The 23861-nt window shown below is 63.2% G+C and carries 23 protein-coding genes and 1 pseudogene; 12 read left to right on the top strand and 12 right to left on the bottom strand.

All coding sequences use genetic code 11. The features are described from left to right. Positions 1–24 precede the first annotated feature (24 nt). Positions 25–855 carry a DeoR/GlpR family DNA-binding transcription regulator gene (locus V1289_RS33485; RefSeq protein WP_334402452.1) on the bottom strand — a complete coding sequence of 277 codons (831 nt, stop codon included), beginning with the start codon at positions 853–855 and terminating at the stop codon, positions 25–27. A gap of 290 nt (positions 856–1145) precedes the next feature. Here V1289_RS33485 and V1289_RS33480 point away from each other — a divergent pair, with 290 nt between their 5' ends. The 8 genes from V1289_RS33480 to V1289_RS33445 all read left to right on the top strand — a co-directional run bounded on the left by V1289_RS33480 (position 1146) and on the right by V1289_RS33445 (position 8381). Next, positions 1146–2342 carry a urate hydroxylase PuuD gene (locus V1289_RS33480; protein WP_334407782.1) on the top strand — a complete coding sequence of 399 codons (1197 nt, stop codon included), beginning with the start codon at positions 1146–1148 and terminating at the stop codon, positions 2340–2342. 165 nt (positions 2343–2507) lie between these two features. Beyond that, positions 2508–3377 (top strand): FAD binding domain-containing protein, encoded by an 870-nt coding sequence (locus tag V1289_RS33475; protein ID WP_334402450.1) that lies wholly within the window; start codon positions 2508–2510, stop codon positions 3375–3377. Positions 3378–3382: 5 nt separating this feature from the next. Then, positions 3383–3865 (top strand): (2Fe-2S)-binding protein, encoded by a 483-nt coding sequence (locus tag V1289_RS33470; protein ID WP_334402448.1) that lies wholly within the window; start codon positions 3383–3385, stop codon positions 3863–3865. After that, on the top strand, positions 3862–6099 hold the full coding sequence (locus tag V1289_RS33465; RefSeq protein ID WP_334402446.1) for a xanthine dehydrogenase family protein molybdopterin-binding subunit: 2238 nt from the start codon (positions 3862–3864) through the stop codon (positions 6097–6099). Before V1289_RS33470 ends, V1289_RS33465 begins: the two co-directional genes overlap by 4 nt. A gap of 137 nt (positions 6100–6236) precedes the next feature. Beyond that, complete coding sequence (locus tag V1289_RS33460; protein ID WP_334402444.1) at positions 6237–6758, top strand: hypothetical protein; 522 nt, start codon at positions 6237–6239, stop codon at positions 6756–6758. Positions 6759–6906: 148 nt separating this feature from the next. Then, positions 6907–7350: a GrlR family regulatory protein gene (locus V1289_RS33455; RefSeq protein WP_334402443.1), complete on the top strand. Its 444-nt coding sequence runs from the start codon at positions 6907–6909 to the stop codon at positions 7348–7350. Positions 7351–7447: 97 nt separating this feature from the next. Further along, on the top strand, positions 7448–7624 hold the full coding sequence (locus V1289_RS33450) for a hypothetical protein (protein ID WP_309182968.1): 177 nt from the start codon (positions 7448–7450) through the stop codon (positions 7622–7624). A gap of 13 nt (positions 7625–7637) precedes the next feature. Further along, a complete protein-coding gene (locus V1289_RS33445) occupies positions 7638–8381 on the top strand; it encodes an enoyl-CoA hydratase/isomerase family protein (RefSeq protein ID WP_334402440.1) in 744 nt (247 codons plus the stop codon). An 81-nt stretch (positions 8382–8462) separates the two neighbouring features. On the opposite strand, the gene V1289_RS33440 is transcribed toward V1289_RS33445, so the two are convergent. Next, entirely contained in the window at positions 8463–8840 is a 378-nt protein-coding gene (locus V1289_RS33440) for a VOC family protein (protein WP_309182966.1), read from the bottom strand. Positions 8841–9071: 231 nt separating this feature from the next. Between V1289_RS33440 and V1289_RS33435 the strand changes: the two genes are divergently transcribed. Then, positions 9072–9833: an adenylate/guanylate cyclase domain-containing protein gene (locus tag V1289_RS33435; protein ID WP_334402439.1), complete on the top strand. Its 762-nt coding sequence runs from the start codon at positions 9072–9074 to the stop codon at positions 9831–9833. Positions 9834–9857: 24 nt separating this feature from the next. On the opposite strand, the pseudogene V1289_RS33430 reads toward V1289_RS33435, so the two are convergent. Then, positions 9858–9980 (bottom strand): annotated as a pseudogene (locus V1289_RS33430) (ABC transporter substrate-binding protein); the annotation flags it as partial. A 169-nt stretch (positions 9981–10149) separates the two neighbouring features. Between V1289_RS33430 and V1289_RS33425 the strand changes: the two are divergent. Beyond that, a complete protein-coding gene (locus V1289_RS33425) occupies positions 10150–11493 on the top strand; it encodes an IS5 family transposase (protein ID WP_334402437.1) in 1344 nt (447 codons plus the stop codon). A gap of 12 nt (positions 11494–11505) precedes the next feature. Here the strand turns inward: V1289_RS33425 and V1289_RS33420 are convergent, their stop codons facing one another. Together V1289_RS33420 and V1289_RS33415 are read right to left on the bottom strand one after the other, a co-directional pair. Then, on the bottom strand, positions 11506–12390 hold the full coding sequence (locus V1289_RS33420; protein WP_334402436.1) for an ABC transporter substrate-binding protein: 885 nt from the start codon (positions 12388–12390) through the stop codon (positions 11506–11508). Positions 12391–12483: 93 nt separating this feature from the next. Next, positions 12484–13452 (bottom strand): tripartite tricarboxylate transporter substrate binding protein, encoded by a 969-nt coding sequence (locus tag V1289_RS33415; protein WP_334402435.1) that lies wholly within the window; start codon positions 13450–13452, stop codon positions 12484–12486. Positions 13453–13487: 35 nt separating this feature from the next. Here V1289_RS33415 and V1289_RS33410 point away from each other — a divergent pair, with 35 nt between their 5' ends. Next, positions 13488–13745 carry a carboxymuconolactone decarboxylase family protein gene (locus V1289_RS33410; protein WP_334402433.1) on the top strand — a complete coding sequence of 86 codons (258 nt, stop codon included), beginning with the start codon at positions 13488–13490 and terminating at the stop codon, positions 13743–13745. Between the two features lie 36 nt (positions 13746–13781). On the opposite strand, the gene V1289_RS33405 is transcribed toward V1289_RS33410, so the two are convergent. From V1289_RS33405 to V1289_RS33380, 6 genes are all read right to left on the bottom strand, one after another. Further along, entirely contained in the window at positions 13782–14585 is an 804-nt protein-coding gene (locus tag V1289_RS33405) for an SDR family NAD(P)-dependent oxidoreductase (RefSeq protein ID WP_334402431.1), read from the bottom strand. A 1-nt stretch (position 14586) separates the two neighbouring features. After that, complete coding sequence (locus V1289_RS33400; protein WP_334402430.1) at positions 14587–15156, bottom strand: carboxymuconolactone decarboxylase family protein; 570 nt, start codon at positions 15154–15156, stop codon at positions 14587–14589. Between the two features lie 196 nt (positions 15157–15352). Further along, the gene (locus V1289_RS33395) at positions 15353–15784 is read right to left on the bottom strand and encodes an acyl-CoA thioesterase (protein WP_442896100.1); all 432 of its coding nucleotides are present in this window, start codon (positions 15782–15784) and stop codon (positions 15353–15355) included. Continuing rightward, a complete protein-coding gene (locus V1289_RS33390) occupies positions 15781–17877 on the bottom strand; it encodes a 3-hydroxyacyl-CoA dehydrogenase NAD-binding domain-containing protein (protein WP_334402428.1) in 2097 nt (698 codons plus the stop codon). Before V1289_RS33390 ends, V1289_RS33395 begins: the two co-directional genes overlap by 4 nt. A 2-nt stretch (positions 17878–17879) precedes the next feature. Next, positions 17880–19163, bottom strand: a complete 1284-nt coding sequence (locus V1289_RS33385; RefSeq protein WP_334402427.1) for an acetyl-CoA C-acetyltransferase — start codon at positions 19161–19163, stop codon at positions 17880–17882. Beyond that, complete coding sequence (locus V1289_RS33380; protein ID WP_334402425.1) at positions 19163–21430, bottom strand: acyl-CoA dehydrogenase; 2268 nt, start codon at positions 21428–21430, stop codon at positions 19163–19165. Before V1289_RS33380 ends, V1289_RS33385 begins: the two co-directional genes overlap by 1 nt. A gap of 838 nt (positions 21431–22268) precedes the next feature. Here V1289_RS33380 and V1289_RS33375 point away from each other — a divergent pair. Continuing rightward, positions 22269–22559 carry a hypothetical protein gene (locus V1289_RS33375; protein WP_334402424.1) on the top strand — a complete coding sequence of 97 codons (291 nt, stop codon included), beginning with the start codon at positions 22269–22271 and terminating at the stop codon, positions 22557–22559. A gap of 606 nt (positions 22560–23165) precedes the next feature. Here the strand turns inward: V1289_RS33375 and V1289_RS33370 are convergent. Then, positions 23166–23681 (bottom strand): SRPBCC family protein, encoded by a 516-nt coding sequence (locus tag V1289_RS33370; protein WP_334402422.1) that lies wholly within the window; start codon positions 23679–23681, stop codon positions 23166–23168. Positions 23682–23861: the final 180 nt, after the last annotated feature.

Genomic DNA, 23861 nt, shown 5'->3' with positions numbered 1-23861 from the left:
AAACGCCTATGGGATCCCAGGCCCCTAGCGCAGCCTGACAGCCGCCGGGACCGGCTCTACCACCGGCTCATCGATGTCGGCCGCCGGCTTGTCCATCGCCTCGACCACCTCGATGCCGCGGGTATGGCAAATATTGGCCAATCCGGCCGGCAGCGGCGCATCGGTGACAAAGGTCTGGATCTGGCTGATATGGGCGATGCGGACCGGCGCGCTGCGCCGCAGCTTGGTCGCGTCGGCCACCAGCATGACGCTACGCGCGTTGGCGATGATGGCCTGCGCCGCCTGGACTTCGCGATAGTCGAAATCCAGCAGCGCACCCTCCTCGTCGATCGCGGATGCGCCGATGATGGCGTAATCGACCTTGAACTGGCCGATCAGGCTGGTCGCGGTCGAACCGATCACCGCACCGTCGGCGCGGCGAACGGCGCCGCCGGCGACGATCACCTCGATGCGCGGATGCCGATACAGCAGCATCGCAACATTGAGGTTGTTGGTGATGACCAGCAGATCCTCATGCGAGGTCAGCGCGCTCGCGACTTCTTCCGTGGTGGTGCCGATATTGATGAACAGCGAACAGCCGTTCGGGATCCGCGCCGCCGCCGCAATGCCGATCGCCCGCTTCTCCTCGGCAGCGACAAAGCGGCGCGCTTCATAGGCGAGGTTTTCGACGCCGGAGGCGATGATGGCGCCGCCGTGGATGCGCGTCAGCGAGCGCTGGTCGCAGAGATCGTTGAGATCCTTGCGGATGGTCTGCGCCGAAACCTCGAAGCGGCGCGCAAGATCCTCCACCATCACCCGGCCGAAGGCGCGCGCGATGTTGAGGATTTCAGTCTGGCGATGCGACAGTCCGGCCATGGCGGCACCCTACGGGCAAAACAGGCCATATGGTGCGGCGGTTCTGTGATGGGGTCAACGAGGCAAATCGCCATCGCAGATCGGCGCGTCTCCGAAAGACGAATCCTGGTTAAGGCAAATGCGCTGCGAAAAAGGTGCCGAAATATCCGCTCCCCCTATTGCACCGAGGCAAACCGGGCCCGAAAGTTGCAAGCACCAGAGATAGACGATGTGGGGCCATCGAGCTGATTTCCCGCGCCGAAACGACGGCCCGTCGCCGGCGCCTTGCCTGCGGGACGCACTGACCGATGATGTGGGGATCGATACTGACGGAATGGTCCAGCCTGATCCTGCGCTGGCTGCACGTGGTGGCCGGCATCGGATGGATCGGTAGTTCGTTCTACTTCATCCACCTCGACCTGAGCTTGAAGCCACGCGCGAGCCTGCCCGACGGCGTGCAGGGCGAGGCGTGGCAGGTCCATGGCGGCGGCTTCTACCGGATGGTCAAATATCTGTTGGCGCCGAGCGAGATGCCGGACGAACTGACCTGGTTCAAATGGGAGGCCTACACCACCTGGCTGTCGGGCTTCGCCCTGATGGTGGTCGTCTACTACCTCGATGCCGAACTGTTCCTGGTCGACAAATCGGTGCTCGAACTGACACCCCTGCAGGCGGGACTGTTCTCCTTCTGCAGCCTCGCGCTGGCTTGGCTGCTCTACGAAGGCGCCTGCCGGTCGGGCCTGGCGCAATACGAGCTGCGTTTCGCGATCGGCGGCTATCTGTTCCTGGTCGGACTAACCTACGCCTTCACCCATGTCCTGAGCGGGCGCGGCGCGTTCAACCAGATCGGTGCGATCGTCGGAACCATCATGGTCGCCAACGTGTTCGCACTCATCATTCCCAACCAGAAGAAGATCGTAGCCGCACTGCTGGCCGGGCAATCGCCCGATCCAAAACTCGGCAAGACCAGCAAGGAGCGGTCGGTCCACAACAATTATCTGACGCTGCCGGTCATCTTCCTGATGATCAGCAACCATTATCCCCTGCTGTTCGCCACCCGCTACAACTGGCTGATCGTTGCGATCGTGCTCGCGCTGGGCCCGATCATCCGGCATTTCTTCAACGCCCGGCACGCAGGGAAAGAATCGCCGTGGTGGGTGTGGGGCGTGGCGGCCTGCGGCATGATCGCCATCGCGCTGCTGTCGGCGGCCGGGCCCCGCGACGCCAGGGTGGGATCGGCGCATGCGCCGGCGAATTATGCCAATGTCGAAGAGATCGTGCTGTCCCGATGCAGCATGTGTCACGGCGCCGAGCCGGTCTGGGCCTCGATCGTCACCGCGCCGAAGGGCATTTTGCTGGACGATTCAGCGCACATCAAGCGCAATGCCCGGCTGATCGGACGGAACGCAGCTTGGGCGAACGCGATGCCCCCGGGCAACGTCACCGAGATGACGGGAGACGAGCGCGCGGTGATCCGGGAGTGGTTGTCGGCCGGCGCGCCGCAATGACGGTGGCGTGACGGACTCTCGCCGGACGCATAGGAGCAAGCCGCTTAGGTCGGACCCCGGAGGCTGTTCCAACCCTGTTTGCCCGTGTAGGCTCCTTCGACTGCAGGCCGGAGACAAGGCCGACGTCCATATGGGGCGGCAGAAAAAGGGAGATGACGGAAGGCCATGACGGAACTCCGATATTTGGCGCCCAGTTCGCTTGATGAAGCGATTGGCGCGTTTGCTGCTGCCGGAAGCGCTGCGCGCATCCTGGCCGGCGGGACTGACCTTCTGGTGCAAATGCGTTCCGGCGTTCTGAAGCCGGGCCTGATCGTCGACATCAAGAAAATCGCCGAGATGACTGCCATCGAGGAGACCGCGGATGGCGGCTTCCGCATCGGCGCCGCCGCCTCGGGCATGGCGCTGGCCGAGCATGCGCGCTTCGGCAAGGTCTGGCCCGGCGTGCTGGAGGCCGTCAATCTGATCGGTTCCAAGCAGGTGCAGGGACGGGCGTCCGCGGGCGGCAATCTGTGCAACGGTTCTCCGGCCGGCGACAGCGTGCCGGCCATGGTCGCCGCCGGTGCCATCGTCACCGTACAGGGGCCGAACGGCCGCCGGCAGATGAAGGTGGAAGACGTGCCGGCCGGACCGGGACGCACCAATCTGTTGCCGGGCGAAATTCTTGTCAGCTTCACCTTGCCGCCGCGCCCAAAGGGTTCAAGCGACGCCTATCTGCGCATGATCCCGCGAACGGAAATGGACATCGCCGTGGTCGGCGTCGGCGTCAGCCTCACGCTGAAAGACGGCGTCTGCACCGCGGCCCGCATCGGCCTCGGCGCCGTGGCGCCCACCGTGCTGCTGGTCGAGGCGGCGGCGAAGGCGCTGATCGGCAGCAAGCTCGACGATGCGGCATTGAATGCCGCGGCAGCCGCCTGCTCCGCCGCCTGCCGTCCAATCGACGACAAGCGCGGCACCATCACTTACCGAACCAAAGTTGCCGGCGTGCTGCTGAAGCGCACGACGGCTATCGCCGCCAAGCGCGCGAAAGGGAATTGAAGACCATGGCCAAGCTGCATGTTTCCACCACCATCAACGGCGAGCCGATGGAGTTTCTCTGCGAGCCCAGCGACACCATGCTCGACGCCTTGCGCGGGCCGCTCGGCCTGACCGGCTCGAAGGAAGGCTGCGCGTCCGGCGATTGCGGCGCCTGCAGCATCACCATCGACGATCGCCTGATCTGTTCCTGCCTGATGCTCGCGGCCGAAGCCGAGGGCCATGAGATCAGAACCATCGAAGGCATGGCCCATGGCGAGAAGCTGCATCCGCTGCAGCAAAAGTTCCTGGAAATGGCGGCGCTGCAGTGTGGCATCTGCACGTCGGGCATGCTGGTCGCCTCCGACGCGCTGTTGCGGAAGAATCCGCGGCCGAGCGAGGAAGAGGTCCGGTTCTGGCTCGCCGGCAATCTGTGCCGGTGCACCGGTTACGACAAGATCGTTCGCGCGGTTCTCGAAACCGCAGCCGAAATGCAGGAGGCAGCACAATGAACGTCGTTACCAACAACAAATGGATCGGCCAGCGTACCATTCGCCCTGACGGCGTCGACAAGGTCACGGGCCGCGCGGCCTTTGCCGCCGACACCAATATGCCCGGCATGATCTGGGGCAAGGTGTTGCGCAGCCCGCATCCGCACGCGCGCATCAAATCGATCGACACCTCGAAGGCGGAAGCGCTGCCGGGGGTAAAAGCCGTGGTCACCGCGCGCGATATCGTCGACTTCCCGGTCGACAAGTCGGTGATGCTCGGCATCCAGGACATGCGCTGGATGTGCCGCAACGTGATGGCGCGCGAGAAGGCGCTGTTCCCCGGCCACCCCATAGCGGCCGTTGCCGCCACCACAGAGGCGATCGCCGCAAAAGCCTGCGAGCTGATCGAGGTCGATTACGAGGTGCTGCCGTGGACCGTCGAGATCGACGACGCGATCAAGCCCGACGCGCCGATCCTGCACGAATTCCTCAAATTCGAGGGCAAGCCGTCCAACATTGCCGGCCGCCTCGAGGTCAAGAAGGGCGACATCGCGAAGGGTTTTGCCGAGGCCGAGGTGGTGGTCGAGCGCACCTTCACCACGCGTCCAGTGCATCAGGGCTATATCGAGCCGCACGCCTGCCTCGTCAGCGTCGCGGCCGACAACAAGACCACGATCTGGAGTTCGAGCCAGGGCCAGTTCATGGTGCGCGCGATGACGGCGTATCTGACCGGCTTCCCGCAGAGCGACATCCGCGCCATCCCGGCCGAAATCGGCGGCGGCTTTGGCGGCAAGACCATCGTCTATCTCGAGCCGCTCGCGACGTTGCTGGCGAAGAAATCCGGTCGGCCGGTGAAGATGGTGATGACCCGCGAGGAAGTGATGCGGGCGACGGGGCCAACGTCAGGCTCGAAGAGCACGGTCAAGATCGGCGCCAAAAAGGACGGCACCATCGTCGCCGCCCAAGGCACCTTTTATCTGCAGGCCGGCGCGCTGCCGGGCTCGCCGATCCGCGGCGCGGTGGGTTGCAGTTTTTCGCCCTACGACATCCCGCACGTGCTGTCGGTCGGGTTCGACGTGCTCTCCAACCGCTCCAAGGTCGCCGCCTATCGCGCGCCGGGCGCGCCGATCGGGGCGTATGCGGTGGAGTGCGTGATGGACGAACTGGCCGAGGCACTGAAAATGGATCCCTTGGAGTTGCGGCTGAAGAATGCCGCAAAGCAGGGGACGAAAGCGGCGCACGGCCCGGTATTTCCGCGCATCGGCTACATCGAAACGCTGGAGGCTGCGAAAGCGCATCCGCATTACACCGCGCCGCTCGGCAAGTTTCAAGGCCGTGGCGTGGCATCCGGCTTCTGGTTCAACGCCGGCGGCGAATCCTCGGCGCAGGTCAACATCACCGAGGACGGCAATGTCGTCGTCACCACCGGCCATCCGGATATCGGCGGCTCGCGCGCGGCGATCGCCAATATCTGCGCCGAATTGCTCGGCATCGACTACCGCCGCGTCTCGGTTTTGATCGGCGACACCGCGACCGTCGGCTTCTCGAACCTCACAGGTGGCAGCCGTGTCCTGTTTGCCTCCGCGATGGTGGTGACGCAATCGACCGACAAGATTATCGCCACGCTGCGCGAGCGCGCGGCAAAGATCTGGGAGATCGACCCGGACGCGGTGAAATGGGAAAATGGCGCCGCGCATCCGGCAAGCCCCAATGCCGGCCAGTTCGAGCCGCTGACCTTGGCCGAGTTGGCGGCAAAGGCCCCGTCGATGGGCGGGCCGATCGGCGCCGGCGTGCAGCTCAACACCGAAGGCGCGGAAGGCGGCTTCGGCACCCATATCTGCGACGTCGAGGTCGATGTCGAACTCGGGATCGTGCGCGTGATCCGCTATACCGCCGTGCAGGATGTCGGCCGCGCCGTGCATCCGAGCTATGTCGAGGGCCAGATGCAGGGCGGCGTCGCCCAGGGCATCGGCTGGGCGCTCAACGAAGAGTACATCTACAACAAGCAAGGCACGGTCGATAACCCCGGCTTCCTCGATTATCGCATGCCGGTTTGTTCGGACCTGCCGATGCTCGACACCGTGATGGTCGAAGTGCCGAACCCAAAGCATCCGCAAGGCGTCAAGGGCGTCGGCGAAGTGCCGCTGGTCCCGGTGATGGCCGCGGTCGCCAACGCCGTCCACAACGCGCTCGGCAAACGCTTTTACGCGCTGCCGATGTCGCCGCCGAAGGTGTTGGAGGAACTGGAGAGGTGATGCTTTCGGGCCGATTAGCGACAGCGTAACCCGCCATCTCCTCGATGATCGGTGGGGCGGATCGGCTTGGCGTTTCGCTTCCAGAGTGGTGAGTTGACCCGATATGATGCCTCGTCTCTGGGCCGTTTGGGGTGCGTATGAGAGATCGACGCGCGTTTCTCGCAGTCGCGCTGGTCGTCGCCACGACCGCGCCGGCTCGCGCCTTTTCCGCGGATGGTTGCGAGCAGCAGCGCAAACAATACCCGGCCAATTGGAACGATACGTCGGCCGAGAAGACGCTGTTTACCTGCGAGTCGCAGCAGGGCCGCTTCTACGTCAAAATCGGCGCTACCGACGAAGCCGGCCGGACCCTGATGAGCCTGGTACCGTTTTCACGCACGAATGCCGGGGTGAAGGTAGAAACCGGGCTCGATGTCCTGCGCATCTGGCTGGACAAGGAGCAGACCCGCCGGCTGCGCGGCGGCAAATATCTGGCGACCGTCGTACGCAAGGAAAACTCCTGCTGGATCCGCGGCAACATTGATGAAGACGTCGTGTTTCTGATGGACAACGCCCATCCTCCGGAAGACGACCCGGGTGCTGCAGGCTCCTTCTACAACAAGGCGCCGCGTTTCACGGTGCTGGGCAATGCTTCCGTGAACTGTGAGCCGTTCAAATAGAACCCAAGCCTCATATGTTTTGAAACAGCTACAATTTCCTGCTCACCGTTTCCAGAGCGTTAACTATTGCGCGACGCCCCGGTAGCCGTTGAAGGCACCGACCTTTAGTCAGCACCAACCGTTAGTTCTCTCTATGTGAGAGTTTTGCATGCTCAGAGATGGCCGATATGCTGCCTGGTTCAGGACTTCGCAAGGCGAAGGCACCGGCATCGTGAATCTTGCAAATGGCAGGATATCGGGTGGCGACAGCATATTCACCTACAGTGGCTCGTACGAAGTCGATGACGATCGATTCACCGCAGCGCTGACGACCAGAAGGCATGCCGCGGGCCCACCCACTGTTTTCGGCATCGACGAGGTCGAAGTGAGGTTGACGGGGAAAGTCAATGGCATGACGGCTTCGTGCCGGGGAACGGCCCAACAGGCGCCGGGCGTGACCTTCGAGGCCACGCTTTTCCTTGGCCAGGATACGTCGCCAGAGCCGGCTCGAAAACGCGCGGCGTTGAATTTCGACGCAGACAAACTGCCGAAGGACTCCGATAGCCGATCCCGTGCACGGAATCCCTTTGCGCGCGGACTGTCCAGGATTTGATCCGGCAGCCTTGGCGCCAGCGGTACCGTCCCAATTGTTTGAAAGGCGCGGACGCGCCCCGCCCCTTGACCGCTCCCGCGGTCAGCCGGTGGATCAAATGGCGCTGCAGGAGCTGAACAGCACCGGCTGCGGCAAACATACCCGCCCCGCGGGCGGCATCGATATTGGCCAGACTAGCGCGCCCAAGTATATGATCAAGGAAAGGCTCGCCATCGCGGCGACGGCTTTGCTGGTTGCGCCAACGATCTCGTCTCGTCTGCTGTATGTCCATTGAAAAAGGAAGAACCATGCAAAAGGTCCTGGTCGAGAACTACACCGACGGCACCACGCTGATCACGATCAACCGGCCGGAACGCCGCAACGCGATTTGCGCCGAGACGGCGCTGATGCTGCAAAAGGCATTTGTCGATTTCGAGCGCTCGCCGACGCAGAAGGCCGCGGTGGTGACCGGCGCCGGCAACGAAGCTTTTTCCGGCGGCGCCGACACCGGCAATTTTCCGGAACTGTGGCGCTGCATTCCGACCGTCGGCTTTGAGACCGCCAAGCCGATTGTTTCCGCGGTCGGCGGCTGGTGCGTCGGCGGCGCGCTGGTGCTCTCGATGATGTGCGACCTCACGGTGGCGGCGGAGAACGCCAAATTCTCCTATCCCGAAGCGCGACTGGGTTTTACCGGCGGCCTGATTGCCGGCCTCGCGGCGCGCATTCCGCACAAGATCGCGATGGAAATGATGCTGCTGTGCCGCGTCCTCGATCCGCAGCGCGCCTACGCCATCGGCCTCGTCAACGAGGTGGTTCCGGCCGGACAGCAGGTCCCGGTCGCGCTGAAGATGGCGCGCGAAATGGCCGAGTTCTCGCCGCTGGTGCTGAAGACCTTGAAGCGCTTTGTCACGGAAGGCGTTTTGGCGCAGGGACCGTCCGAACAATCCGGCCGGGCCCAGCGCACCCTCCACGAGGTCAAGGAAAGCGAGGACGCGGAGGAAGCAAGGCTGGCGGTAAAGGAAAAGCGCAAGGCGGCCTTCAAGGGACGCTAAGGCGCGATGAGTTCGGTGGTCTCCCTCTCCCCGCTCTTCGCGAGGCCCGCAATCGGGGCGAGGTGACCAGGCCCGCGGAGCTCACTCCACCCGGTGCAAGGCGCAGAGCTTGTTGCCGTCGGGATCACGCAAATAGGCGATGTAGAGTTTGACGCCGCCGCCTTCGCGAATGCCGGGCGGCTCTTCGCAGGTCTTGCCGCCATGGGCGAGGCCGGCCGCATGCCACGCATCGGCTTGCTCGGCGGAGGCTGCGGCAAAACCGATGGTGCCGCCATTGGCAGGGGTCGCAGCCTTGCCATCGATCGGCTTCGTCACCGAGAAGGTACCGGTCTTGGTGCGGTAGAAAATCCGGTAGCGGTCGACCCTGCCCGGGGGCACGCCGAGCGTACCCAGCAACGCATCATAGAACAACTTGGCCTTGTCCAAATCGTTGGTTCCGATCATCACGTGCGAAAACATCGTTACGTCTCCTTCCCACACTTCGCCGAACGATCGATGCCGCCCTGCGCCTGCCTCTGTTTGCGGGAGGCAACGTAACAGCGCCGATCGGGATACGGAAGCGGCGCGACCCGGCTGCCGACAGCTGGCAATGGCTCAAAGCCGGCTATTTTGACCCAGAGGGCATATTGACGTGGCCCACGCGAGGTTCATTGTGGGTGACACGATCGGCAGGCTGGCGGGAGCGATCCGATGCACCAGCACCATTCGATGATCTGCAAGGGGTGCTGGCAAAATCTGCATCTCCCGGTACTGTTGCGCGGTCCTCTCTCTATCCCCTATCGAATGCTCGGCCTGCGGCCAAGCCGGATGAATCCGAACACCTGCACATTCTGCGAACTGGCCTTTACGCGGATCATGAAGGCCCGCAACGTCACGATCGACGCAACGGTGCTGTTCGCGGACTTACGGGGCTATACGGCCGCGTCCCAGTCGCTGGCTTCGAGCGAGATGAACTCGACGCTCGACGCCTTTTACGACGAGTGCGCCGAAGCGATCTGGAAGCACGACGGACTACTGAACAAGACGCTCGGCGACGCCATCATGGCGGTCTTCAATTTTCCGATCCGGCAGGACGATCACGCAGCGCAGGCGGTGCGCGTCGCGCGGCAAATCCAGCGCCGCTGGCGCGCCCGGCGTACTGAGCTGGTCGAGGGGCTCGACATCGGCGAGGACAGCCTCTGTATCGGCATCGGCATCTCAAGCGGCAAGGTCAGCTTCGGTGAATTCGGTCAGTCGCATCGCGATCTCACCGCGATCGGCACGGTCGTGAACACCGCCGCCCGCGCCCAGTCGGTTGCCCGCGCCGGACAGATTCTGGTCACGGGTGCGGTGCGGGACCGCTGTGAGCAGGACATGGTCAACCGCGACGGAACGAAGTACGACCTGAAGGGGCTCGCGACGCCCGTCGAACTATACGATGCCGGGGAAGCCGACCGTCAACGGCTGGCGTAGATCGCCCTCGCCGGCGCGCAAGCCTCACTCGATCACCTCGTCGGCGCGGGCGAGCAGCGTCGCCGGGATCGTGAGGCCGAGCGCCTTGGCGGTCTTGAGATTGATCACCAGCTGGAATTTTGTCGGCTGCTGGATCGGTAGTCCTCCGTGAAATATCCCGAAGCGATTGATTGGCAATGGAAATTGCGGGGATTGCTGTGATTGGATTTGCCGGCAATCGTAGCTGCTGCGTCGATTTTCTTGCAAATTCGTGTTGAGGATTCCCTCGAATCTGAAGCTGTGATTCTCTACCGATCATGTGATCGGAGGGGATTCGATGCGGCCACGGGAGCGGCGGGAAAGCGGCGAGCAGGATCTGTTTCGTTCGCGGCTGGACCAGGTCATCAACATGGATCACGCGCTGGCGAAGCTGGCGCGGACGATCGACTGGGGATTTCTGGAAGAGAAGTTCGGGGCGGTTTACGCCGACGGCTCCGGCCGGCCGCCGCTGCCGACCCGGCTGATGGCGGGGCTGGCGATTCTCAAGCACACCTACAACCTCAGCGACGAAGTGGTGTGCGAGCAGTGGATCGAGAACCCGTATTACCAGTACTTTTGCGGCGAGGAGTTTTTCCAGCACCGGCTGCCGCTCGATCGCTCCTCGATGACCCACTGGCGCAACCGCATGGGAGAGGAGCGGCTGCAAGCGCTGTTGCAGGAGAGCCTGGCGGTAGCGACGCGAACCGGCGCGATGAAGCCTTCGGAACTCTCGCGCGTCATTGTCGACACCACGGTGCAGCCGAAGAACGTTGCCTTCCCGACCGACGCCAAGCTGTTGAACCGGGCCCGTGAGAAGCTGGCGACGCTGGCCAAAAAGCTGGGCGTGGAGCTCCGGCAGTCGTACACGCGGGTCGGCAAGTCCGCGCTGATCCAGCATCAGCGTTACGCCCATGCCAAGCAGTTCAAGCGCGCCAACCGGGCTCTGCGCACGCTCAAGACCTATCTGGGCCGCGTCATCCGCGACATTGCCCGCAAGATCGACGGCGACCATGGGCTCGAGGGCAGCTTCGCTCACCTGCTCAGCCTTAGCCGGCGGGTGCGCGAGCAGGAACGCGGGCAGCGCGGCGCCAAGGTCTACAGCCTGCATGCCCCCGAAGTGGAATGCATCGGCAAGGGCAAGGCCCACAAGCCTTACGAGTTCGGCGTCAAGGTCAGCGTTGCCATCCCCCTCAAGCATAGCAAGGGCGGCCAGTTCGTCGCCCATGTACAGGCGCTGCCGGGCAATCCCTATGACGGCCATACGCTGGCTGAGGTGATCCCGGGGATCGAGAAACTCGTCGGCGCTACGATCGATCGGCTCCACGCCGATGCCGGCTATCGCGGCCACAACGCGCCACCCGACTACAAGTTCAAAATCTACACCTCAAAACAGAAGCGCCGCGTGACCCCGGCGATCAAACGAGAGATGCGTCGCCGCTCTGCCGTCGAGCCAGTCATCGGCCATCTCAAGGACGAGCACCGAATGGGCCGCAACTATCTCGCCCACCGCAATGGCGACCTCAACAACGCCATCCTCGCCGCCGCCGGCTACAACTTCCGCCGCCTCGTCAAGTGGCTCAGGATTTTGTTGTGCCTCTTCTTCGCCAGCCTCTTCCCTCAGCTAAATCCGTTGCCTGCGTGAAAAGGCCATTCTTCACCGGAGACTCGGTAAATCCGCGGGCGACGCGCCCTTCAGGATCTTGCCGGCGTAAACGCCGGCCTGGCGATAGGCATCGAGGATGTCCGGGTCGTAGCTCATCAGTCCACCCGCAGCAGCAAAGTCGCGAAACTGAAAGATCGCAGGAATCGCCATTGCCGCCACCAGCGCGACGAGCTTGTCGCGATGCACGTCGAACACCGCATCGCTGCCGACCAGCAAGGCATCGGGCTTGTCGTTCGCAAGGGTTGCGAACGCGCTTTCGAGCCCCGCCTCGTCGCTCGCCTCCAGAAAGCGAAGCTTTAATCCCAGCGCCTCCGTCGCCGCGTGGATGTCAGCCGACCGCGCCCGTCCCTCCGGCGTATTGGGATTGGTCAGGGCCGCGAACAGGGTCGCGTTCGGAACGAGCTCACGCAACAACCCCAGCCGCTTCGGCGCAAGGTCCCCGGAAATGATCGTCATCCCCGTGGCATTGCCGCCCGGATGCGAAAGGCTGGCGGCCAGACCCAATCCGACCGGATCGCCGCCGATCACGAAGACAACAGGAATGGTGGAGGTCGCGCCCTTGGCCGCGACCGCGGCGTTCGCGCCACCCGTAGCCGCAAGCACGGTCACGGGTCGGCGGACCAGATCGGCCGCCAATTCCGGCAACCGGTCCAGCCGGCCATCCGCGAAACGGTAATCGATCGAAACATTCTTGCCTTCGGAGGAGCCGGATTCTTCCAATCCTTTTTTGAACGCGGCGACCAGTCTCGTCGTATCCTTGGCCGAGCGGGCGTTAAGAAATCCAACCACCGGCATGGCAGGTTGCTGCGCGCGCGCCACAAGCGGCCATACCGCGGCCGCACCGCCCACAAGCGTGATGAACTCGCGCCGTCGCATGTGCCCCCCTTGAGAAAAAGGCTCTGCGCAATTCCCAAAGACTAGCACCTCTGACGGCCGGTAGAAATGGTATCCAGCGAGCCCGCAGGACTCTCAATTCTTCGCGCCGGCCGACGCGAGAACCGCGGCCCATTTTTCGATGTCGGCGCGGATGAAGTCGGAAAACTCCTTCGGCGTGCCGCCCACGGGGTCGGTGCCCTGCCGCTTCAGCGCGGTGCGAACATCTTCGGTCTTCAACGCTTCGTTGGCCGCCACCGACAGTTTTTCGATGATCGCCGGCGGCGTTCCAGCCGGCGCGAGCAGTCCGATCCAGATTCCGGCGTCGTAGCCCGCCATTCCCGCCTCGTTCAGCGTCGGGACATCGGGCATGATCGATGCGCGCTTCGATTGCGCCACCGTGAATGCCTTCAGCTTGCCCGCCTCGACATGCGGCGCCAGCGTCGCGGCGACGTTGAACATCAGCGTAATGCGGCCCGAGAGCAGGTCCGAGAGCGCCTGGTTGCTGCCGCCCTGATAGGGCACCATCACGATGTGGGTGCCCGCCTTGGCGTTGAACAGTTCGGCCGCCATGTAGCTTGCCGTGGCGTAGCCGGAGGAGCCGAACGTCAGGGTATCGGGCTTGCTCTTCGCCAGCGCAATCAGCTCCTGCAGATTATTGGCCGGCACCGACGGATGCGCCACCAGCACGTTCGGAACGGTGCCGAGCAGCGTGATCGGCGCCAGGTCCCGCCCGAGGTTGAAATTCGATTTGGTCTCCGCCGGGTTGAGCGTGTTGGCGATCGTCGCCATGAACAGCGTGTAACCGTCGGCCGGCGCGCGCATCACCGCTTCGGCCGCGATCATGCTGCTGTTGCCGGGGCGGTTCTCGACCACGAGGGGTTGACCGAGGCTGGCCTCCATCTGCTTGCCGACCAGCCGCGCCAGCACATCCGCGGCGGAGCCTGGACCAAATCCGATCAAGACCTTGATCGGTTGCACGGGATAGGTTTGCGCCACTGCGGAGGCCGAGAACATCGCGGCGGCTGCGCAAAGCGCCAGCGCCCTAAGGCAGCGGCTGAACATATTCCCCCCCGATGCGCACGACGAACCTGGCTTGATTGACGCTTACCGATGCCGGCCCTACAGCATGGAGCATTCCGCGCGTAAGGCCAACCCGCCTGCAAGCGGCGCTGGCAACCCTCGGCACCGCGGCGCCACAATTACGCACCCATATCGGCGGCGCCTTGCGATGCGGCGTCACCCGCGAGGAACTGGTCGAGATCATGATGCAGCTCGTGCCTTATGTCGGCGTTGCCGCCGCCATCAACGGCGTGGCGGCCTGCAGGGAGGTGTTCGCGGCGGCCGACAAGAAGTAGACCGGGATCAATTGGCAGATTGGCGCCGGTACATCGTCAGCCGACGCGTGCCGCCATCCCGCCGTCGACCGGCAGCAGCACGCCGGTGATGAAATTGGCTTCGTCGGAAGCTAGAAATAGAGCGGCGTGGGCCGTGTCCCAGGCGGTTCCCATCTTGCCGCGCAGAGGTACACGGGCGTTGCGCGCTTCGCGCACCGCTGACGTCGTCGAGCCGATCGCCGCGGCGATCCCGGAAATGGCCATCGGCGTGTCCATCAGGCCCGGCAGCACGGCGTTGCAACGCACGCCGTGGCTGGCATTGGCGTTGGCGACACTGGTGGTGAGCCGGTTCATTCCGGCTTTGGAAACCTCGTACGCCACCTGATTGTTGCCAGAGAGCGAGGCCAGCGACGAGATGTTGATGATGGATCCGCCGCCCTGCTCGCGCATGATGGGAATGACGTGCTTGATCGTCATCCACGCGGACTTCAGATTGACGTTGAGGATGCGGTCAAAGGCCTGCTCGGCGGCTCGGTGGGCGGGGCCGTCGCCGCCGCCACCAATACCGACATTGTTGACCAGGATATCGATCCGTCCCCAGCGCGATTTTGCCTCGGCGATCACAGCTGCGCAGTCGACGTCGCGCGATATATCTGCGCGAAACGGCGCAGCGCTCCCGCCTTCTTCGGCAATCATGGCAACCGTTTCCGCAGCGCTTGCCAGGTCACGATCGACGCACAGAACCTGGGCGCCGTGGCGCGCGAAAAGCACCGCCATGGCCCGGCCATTGCCGATGGTTTCGCCGGCGGATTGGCCCGCGCCGGCAATGATGGCGATCTTGCCCTGCAGACGACCGCTCATCTCAAAATCCCTTCAGATCGGAATCCAGCATCTGGCCTTCGTCGAGCTGAACGCCAAAACTGTTGAGCATCATCGAGACCTGGGTGTACTGGCCTGCCGTGAAGACCACGTCCATGCGCTGGCGTTCCTCAAAGTGCCGCGCCAGCTCCGCCCAGACCGGTTCGGTGACGAACTGCTCGCGATGCAGATCATCGGTCGCCCGCAACAAGGCCGCATCGGGCTGGCTCCAGCCGGGTACGTCGGCGCCGAGCTTGATCCGGGCGATCTCGTCATCGGTCAGGCCGGCACGACGCGCGATCGGCACATGCTGGGTCCATTCATAGCCGGCGCGACAGAGGAAACCGGTGCGAAGGATCACGATCTCGCGCTCGCGCGGCGGCAGCGTGTTCTTGCGGCTCAGGACATAGCCGCCCCAGACGAGGAAGGCCTTGGCCGCCGCGGCATGGTTGAGCAGGGTGCGGAAGATATTGAGGACCGGACCGCGCGCCAGCATGGGCTCCACGATCGCGCGCTGTTCCTCGGTCCAGCTTTCGGCTGCGGCGGGCACAACGCGCGGGGCTGTCAGTCGCATATGGTTTTCTCCCGAATGATCTTGTCGTCGTTGCGCGCTGCGGCGCGCCAGCTCCGCGGTCGTACGCTTTCAGCGCGTAACTTAGAGACTTTGACAGCATCATTGGCAAGTCGGGCCCCCGCAACAGGTCCGAATTGGCGCACGGCTTTTCGTAGCAAGGAATATTTGGAAGACAGGAAAGCGATGACGGCGCAAGTTACGCCGAAATCGGCGTGCCCTCCCGCTGGATCGCCTGCGGGCGGCCCTGCTCGTCGATCGAGACGTAGGTGAAATTGCCGTCGGTGACCAGGATCGACAGCATCTCCTTGCGGCGCAGCACCCAGGCTTCGAGATGGACCGTGATCGAGGTTCGCCCGACCCGGACCAGATTGGCGTGCACGGAGACGAGATCGCCGACATAAACCGCTTTGCGGAAATTCATCGCCTCGATCGCGACCGTGACCGTGCGGGATTTCGCGATCTTGGAGGCGAACACGCCACCGCCGAGATCCATCTGGCTGAGCAGCCAGCCGCCAAAGATGTCGCCGTTGGCGTTGGTGTCGGCCGGCATCGCCAGCGTGCGGATGCAGAGATCGCCGAGCGGCTCGGTCTCCAGGCACTCTGGCGCATGTACATGCGTATCGGTCACTTGAAAGTCTCCCAGCCTGCATCAGGCGTAAAGCGTCCGCCGAACTTTTCGGCCAGCGCGCGCAGCGTCGACACCACATTGTCCACCCCGCGGCTCCGCGCATAGTTCAAGGGACCGCCGCGGAACGGCGCATAGCCGGTGCCGAAGATCATGGCGCCGTCGACCACGTCGGCATTGTCGACGATGCCTTCACGCAAGGCCGCGACGCAGACATTCGACATCGGCAGCACGAGGCGATCGACCATTTCCGGTGTCGGTTCCGCCGTCGAAGGCGAAGCCGGCGTCGTGTCGGCCTTGCCGTCCTTCCATGCGTAAAACCCCTTGCCACTCTTGCGGCCGAGTTCACCCTTGGCGACCTTCTCGCGCAGCCAGGCCGGCGTTGGCGGCAGGGAATCGCCGAATTTCGAGCGCAGCATGTCGCCGACATCGAGGCAGATATCGAGGCCGACCTGGTCAGCGAGCTCGATCGGGCCCATCGGCATACCGAACTTTTTCGCGGCCGCATCAATCACCGATTTGTCGATCCTCTCGTCCAGCATCACCATCGCCTCCAGCATGTAGGGCGTCAGCGCGCGGTTGACCAGAAAACCGGGCGAGCTCTTCACCGGCAGCGGCAGCCGGTCGATGGCGCCGACGAACGCCAGCGCCTCCTTCAATAGTTGCGGATCGGTGGCGTCATGACTGACGACTTCGACAAGCTGCAGCCGCGACACCGGATTGAAGAAATGCAGTCCCAGCAGCCGCTCCGGCCTTGCCAGCATGGTGCGCAGATCCTGCAGCGGAATGCTCGAGGTGTTCGTGGCGAGGATCGCGCCGGGCTTCATTTTTGGCTCCAACCCGGCATAGACTTTTTGCTTCAGCTCCAGCTTTTCCGGCACGGCCTCGATGATGAGGTCGGCGTTGCGAACGCCCTCGCCGCCCATATCCGGCATCAGCCTGTCAAGCGCATCCCGCACATCGGTGCGTTTGCGCATGATCTTGCCGAACAAATCCGCGGCGCGCTTGATCGCACCCGCGATCGGCTCCGGCTTCATGTCGGCGAGCGTCACCCGCATATCCTGGCCGGCGCACCATGCGGCGATGTCGCCGCCCATCGCGCCGGCGCCGATGACGTGGACATGCCCGATCTTGTTGCCTGATCCCGCAAGCTTCTTCATCTGCTCACGCAGAAAAAACACCCGGATCAGGTTTTGCGCCGCCGGCGTCACCATCAGATTGGCGAACGAGGTCTTCTCGGCGCTCAGCATCGCGGATCTGTCGCCGCCATGCTTCTCCCAGAGATCGATCAGCGCGTAAGGCGCGGGATAATGCTCCTGCGGAGCGGCGTTGCCGGCCTCGGCGCGCATGCGCGAGGCAAGCAAGCCGCGCACCGGACCAATATTCAAAATGCTCGTGAGAAGCGCGGGCCTGGCCTGCTTCAAGCGGCCGAATACGGCATCCTTGACGGCATTGCGGACGTGGCGCTCCTGCGTCACCGCATCGACCAGCCCCAGCGATTTTGCCTTGCGCGCGTCGATGGTTTTGCCGGTCAGCATCAAGGGCATCGCCTGGATCGGATTGACCAGGCGCGTGAAACGCACGGTACCGCCGAGGCCGGGATGCAGGCCGAGCATCACCTCCGGAAAACCGAACCGCGCGTCGTCGATCGCAATCCGCATCTGGCAGGCCAGCGCCACCTCCAGGCCACCGCCGAGGCAGAAACCGTGGATCACGGCGACCGAGGGAATGCGCAAGGCCTCGAGACGATCGATCACCGCATGGGCCCGGCCGATTTGCATCTCGACGGCGCGCGGATCAGTGGCGCCACGGAATTCGTTGACGTCGGCGCCGGCGATGAAACCGGACTTTTTCGCGGAACGGATCGCCAGCCCGGCGGGCCGCTGGCCTTCCAGCTCCGCCAGCACCTTGTCGAGTTCTTCGATCAGATCGGCTGACAGCGTATTGGCGCTTGAGCCCTCGCGATCGAACAACAGCCAGGCGATGCCGTCGGCATCTCGGGTGAGCTTGAAGTTTTTGTACGGGCCGGCGGCATCAGGCGCCGGCCCGAGTTCGAGCACACGGTCGCCGAGAACGTCCATGATCGCAGAATCCATGATCACACCGTCTCTATCAACATAGCGCCGCCCTGCCCGCCGCCGATACATTCGGTGGCGATGCCGCGCCGGGTGCCGAGCCGCTTCATCGCATTGACGAGGTGCAGCACGATACGGTTGCCGCTGCAGCCGACGGGATGGCCGAGGCTGATGGCGCCGCCATCGACGTTCAGTTTGGTCTGATCGATCTGGCCTGCAGCGCCCTCGAGGCCGAGAATCTCGCGGCAGAATTTTTCATCGTTCCAGGCCGCCAGACATCCGAGCACCTGCGTGGCAAAAGCCTCGTTCAATTCCCAGGTCTCGATATCGGCGAGTGTCAATTCGTTGCGCTTCAACAATGCGCTCGCCGACAGCACCGGACCGAGGCCCATGATCGAGGGATCGAGCGCCGACCACTGGCTGTCGAGGATGACCGCTTTCGGCGTCAGGCCGTGCTTTGCCACGGCCTCTTCAGAAGCGAGAATTACCCACGAGGCGCCGTCGGTGATTTGGGAAGAATTGCCAGCCGTAACCTGTCCCCAGGGCCGCTCGAACACCGGCTTCAATTTTGCGAGCGACTCCGGCGTGGAATCCGGCCGCACGCCATCGTCATGGTCGTAGAATTTGCCATCGCGCGCAAACGAGGTTTCGACCTCACCCTTGAGAAACCCCTGTACTTGCGCATTCGCCAGCCGCTTGTGGCTTTCGGCGGCATAGGCGTCCGATTGGGCGCGGGTGATGCCGAAGAGATGGCCGACCACTTCGGCGGTCTGGCCCATATTGAGTTCGGTGATCGGATCGGTCAGCCCGCGCTCGAGGCCGATGATCGGCTTCAAATAGCTGGGCCGGATCTTTAGAGCGGCGGCGATCTTGGCGCCAATGCCCTTGGCGCCGGCGAGTCCTGCAAACCACCGCACGCCAGCTTGCGGCCATACCAGCGGGGCGTGGCTGAGCGCCTCGGCACCGCCGGCGAGGATCAGATCCGAGACCCCCTCGCGGATATAACGATAGCCGGTGTCGATCGATTGCATGCCGGAGCCGCAATTGATCTGCACGGTGAAGGCGACCATTTTCTCGCCCATGCCGAGCCGAAGTGCTGCGACACGGGCCGGGTTCATCTCGTCGGCAATGACATTGACGCAGCCGAGGATGACCTGATCGAAGGCGGTTGGCGCAAAGGGCTGCCGCGCCAGCAAAGGCCGGCCGCATTGCACCGCGAGATCGCCCGGGGTGAAGGGACCGGGACCGGAGCGCGCTTTAAGGAACGGCGTCCGGCTGCCGTCGATAATAAAAACCGGTCGCGCCATCAGCTCGCCGCCCTCTGCTCACCCAGTTCCTGGAAGAACTGATGCACATCGGCGGGCTTCTTGTAAATCGGCGACAGCGCTTCCGGCGCGAAATCGTCGACCTCGATCACTTTCGCGACGGCTTCCTGCGCCGCCGCGAGCTTTTCGCCCTCGGCCTGCGTGATGACGCCCTTCTTCACGGCTTCGTTCCAGTCGTGCAGGCGCGCCGCATGCATCTTCCTGGCAATATCCTCCGCGGCGGTCACGAGCAGGAACGCCTTCTCCAGCCGCGCCACGCCGCGGTCGTCATCGACATGCGACAGGTCGGGCGTCAGGCGATCGCGCGCCGCCGACGGCTCCAGCACGAGCTGGGCACATTGGTGGACCACAACGTCCGACGGCCCGAGCACCCGCGCGCCGAACGGCTGGATCAGGAATTTCAGGATCACCGCGACGACCCGGTTCGGCAGGTTCGCAAGTATCTCCGCAAAGCGGTTCTCAATCGTCTTGAAACCGCTCGCCATGCACCATTCGAGCGCGGGCAAATCGGCCTGCTGACGCCCCTCGTCCTGCCAGCGCTTCAATGCGGCCGACAGCAGATAGAGCTCGGACAGGATATCGCCGAACCGCGCCGACAGCATTTCCTTGCGCTTGAGCGCACCTCCCAGCGTCAAAAGCGCCATATCGGCGCAAAGCGCGAAGGCCGAGGAGTAGCGCGAGAGCTGACGATAGAATTTTGTCGCCTCACCCGCATCGGGCGCCGGTGCGAACAGGCCGCCGGTCCAGCTCCGGCCCCAGGCCCGGAACATGGTCGTAAAACTGTGGCCAACATGCTTCCAGAAGGCCGCATCGAAGGCGTCGAGGCCCTTGGCGCGGTCCGCTTCGCCGAGCGCATTCATTTCTTGCAGCAGATAGGGATGGGCACGGATCGCGCCCTGCCCGAACACGATCAGATTGCGCGTCAGGATATTGGCGCCCTCGACGGTGATGCCGACCGGCACCGAGCGATAAAGGCCGCCCAGATAGTTTTGCGGGCCGTCGATCACCGCCTTGCCGCCATGGATATCCATGGCGTCGTCGATCGCGATCCGCATCCGCTCGGTGGCATGCAGCTTCATGATGCCGGAAATCACCGCGGGATGATGGCCCTGATTGAGCGCGGCGCAGGTCAGCCGCCGCGCGGCGTCGAGCAGATAGGCAGTCCCGGCGATGCGCGCGAGCGGCTCCTCGATGCCTTCGAATTTGCCGATGGCAATGCCGAATTGCTCGCGGATGCGGGCATAGGCGCCGGTGGTGCGCGCCGCGTAAGCCGCGCCCGCGGCCGACAGCGACGGCAGCGAGATGCCGCGGCCGGCGGCCAGCGCCGTCATCAGCATCTTCCAGCCCTGGCCGAGCCGCTCTTGTCCGCCGATGATGTAGTCCATCGGAATAAAGACGTCCTTGCCCCAGTTCGGGCCGTTCTGAAACACCTGCATCGCCGGCAGATGCCGATGGCCGATCCGGACGCCTTCCAGATGGCTCGGGATCAGCGCCACCGTGATGCCGAGGTCTTCCTGCTGGCCTGCCAGATGATCGGGATCGTAGGCCTTGAAGGCGAGGCCGAGCAGCGTCGCGACCGGCCCAAGCGTGATGTAGCGCTTGTGCCAGTTAAGGCGCAGCCCGAGCACTTCGCGGCCTTCGAAACTGCCCTTGCAGATGACGCCGGTGTCGATCATCGACGCCGCATCCGAGCCGGCCTCCGGGCTGGTCAATCCGAAACAGGGAATATCGCGGCCGTCGGCGAGCCGCGGCAGCCATTGCTGCTGCTGCTCCCTGGTGCCGAAGCGCATCAGCAATTCGCCGGGCCCGAGCGAGTTCGGCACCATCACGGTGACGGCGGCGGCCAGCGACCGCGACGAGATTTTTCGCACCACTTCGGAATGCGCATAGGGCGAGAAGCCGAGCCCGCCAAATTCCTTTGGAATGATCATGCCGAAGAATTTGTGACGCTTGATGAAGGCCCAGGCCTCCGGCGGCAGGTCGCGCCACTCCCAATTGATCTTCCAGTCGTCGAGCATCGCACAGAGTTCGTCGACCGGGCCGTTGAGAAATGTGCGCTCCTCATCCGTCAGCGTCGCCGGCGCGTTGGCGAGCAGTTTTGACCAATCGGGGTTGCCGGTGAAGAGGTCGGCGTCCCACCAGACATCGCCGGCCTCGAGCGCCTCGCGCTCGGTGTCGGACATCGCAGGCAATACGCCTCGCGCCCAGGAAAAGATCGGCTTGGTGATGAAATCGCGGCGGAAGCTCATGGCGGGGGTCCTCATGAATCGGCGGCGCACAAGCTATTTTAGCGCAAAGTGCCTGACGGGGGTGAACACTTCGCTTTGAAAACAGGGAGAAATTGACGCGGGCGGGCGGCGATGGCTAACGCCTGCGGAGCCTGTCAGTTCCAGATTGTGGCGCTGCACGCCTTCCCCCTGTGGAGCCGATCCGAGCGTCAGGGCACAGATATGCATCGGCGTTCTCGCGGCACGATCTGCCCGAGGTTTGCATGTAAATTCTGCCCCTCGAAAAGAGAGGGCGCAGGGAATGCCGGATGCGCGCTGCACCCGCGGTCTCGTGTGCAATGTGCACAAAAAGATGCGCACACGAGCATACAGGGCAGCGGAGGCAATCCGACATTCCCTGCGCAATGGCTTTACGGCTTATAGCGCGCTCTCCCCGGTGATCGGGCTTTCTTGTCACCGTCGCCGGCGGGATACCGCGCTCGATCCGTTTGGATCGATGCGCAACCGCCAACTTGACGCCAGCGTCGAGGCGTCAGGACCACACGACTTCGCCGTACGCTTCGATGCCGTTCGTCAAAAGCACCTCCACGTCCACCGCAACCCGCCCCAACGTTCGTGACGATGGCCGACGCCCCTCTGAGTGGGACGGGATAGAAAAGTTTGTAGCGGTGATTTGCCCGATGGCGGAAGCGAAATATTTTTGATTTCCGGACTTGACACGATTTCGGAAAATCAGAAATGATTTGCCCGTCGGGTCAGTTTGGCGCGGCAATAATCACAGATTTCGCCGAGGATGATTGCGCTGCGGTTGGCAAGGAGAGGGCATCGACGCCGTAGCGGCGGACGCTCAGGTGGTTGGATGCCACCACCCGAGTATCGCAACACCGAGGCATCCGACCAAGGCGATTATCTGGAGGCCGATTTGTATCCAGTACCTGACCGGGGTGGTATCTCTATGAGAAACCCAGCGCGACGAGTCGAAAATCAACCAGTCCAGAAAATCACCGCTGCCGTAGTACGCGGTTTTTCTCTCGACAAGGCCATTCCTTATTTTGCGGTAGCAGTCGACGCACAAATAGATCGCGACGATGCGAGCGACAATTTCATAAAAGAAAAACTCCATGCGAACATCCGTTCATCAAGTCACTGATCCACGACCAGGCCGTATTACCCATCAACCGGCAGGGTTGGGCAGTCATTGCGTTAGCTCTACCTGGTTTGGGTGTGGCCGGATTTGGTTTTGGTTCAATTGCTGGAATGATTACCGTGAAGTCGCGTCTAATGTCCGCTATGGGGTCATTAGCATCGATCTGGGGATGACCATCGATGTCCGCTCAGCGCGGATCTTCGGACATGCGCCGCGCCATTCGCACGCTGTAGTCGAGCCTCTTGAGAGTGTATTTTGAGATACCTTGGCGCGGTCAGGCCCGCCGCGGATCATGCCGGCGGGACAACTATCCCTGTTAGTCACGTTGTCCGGTACGCCTGCCTGCTTCGCTACTTTGCGCCACTTTCGACGAAATTCAGCGGTTGACCACGGCATCCCGTTAGTATCGCAAACAATAATTGGGCGGGCGAGGGCGAAGAGGCAGCAAGCTCAATCCGGCCGGACCATCTCGAACATCGCCTCGGGACGCGGGTTATGCCGCGCGATCGCGCCGGTGGGCGCCGCCCGTCGGAAAAGATCAATGCGGCCGGCCACGAACGAGGAGTTCGCGGCCGGCCGCAGCGCTTTAAGACGGGCAAGGCCGTCGCATTACTTCGCAAGCTTAGCCTTGATCTCGGCCAACCCGGCTTCGTAGACGCCAATCAACGCCTCACTGGCTGCGTTTTCCTTTCCCTGGTCCGGGGTATAGGAGCCGCTCCAGGTGATGGTCGAAGACCCATCACCCTTGGCCGTAACCTTGATCGTCGCCTTGTAGTTCGAGACCGGTAGTGGGCTCGAAAGGAACGCATAGGAGTAACTGTGCTCGTTATCGTTCCTCGCGGTTTGCGTTTCCACAAACGCGGCCTTGCCGTCCCTGGTCACGAGAACGCGGGTCGGTGGCGCCTTGCCGTCCTCGATGCATTCGCCCACTGGCGGCAACCAGTTCTTGATCGCGCAGAACGGACCGATCACCGACCAGACAGCCGAGGCGGATGCTTTCACGTCGGCGCTGCGCAAAATTGTAGCCGCAAAGGCGGGTCCAATGCCGACGCTCAGAAGCACCGCTGCGCCCAGCACCACAAAGCACGTCAACAGAACAGTCGGATTACTCGGAAATTTTCTCACGGAAGGTCCTTTTCAATTTGGGAGTTCAAACTTGCGGCTTGAGAGCCGGGTTCGGGCGAGCCGGAGCCCGCATTCCGGCCAGTTACCAAGCGAAGTTGCGAGCGGCCAGTTCACGAAATGAATCGATCCCGGTACAGAAACTGAACTGGAAACAGCGATCTTTCGTCAGTAAGTTCGCGT

This window comes from Bradyrhizobium sp. AZCC 2289, assembly GCF_036924615.1.
Classification (GTDB): domain Bacteria; phylum Pseudomonadota; class Alphaproteobacteria; order Rhizobiales; family Xanthobacteraceae; genus Bradyrhizobium.
The sequence above is the reverse complement of the archived record's forward strand: the minus strand, read 5'-3'. Positions and strand labels throughout refer to the sequence as shown.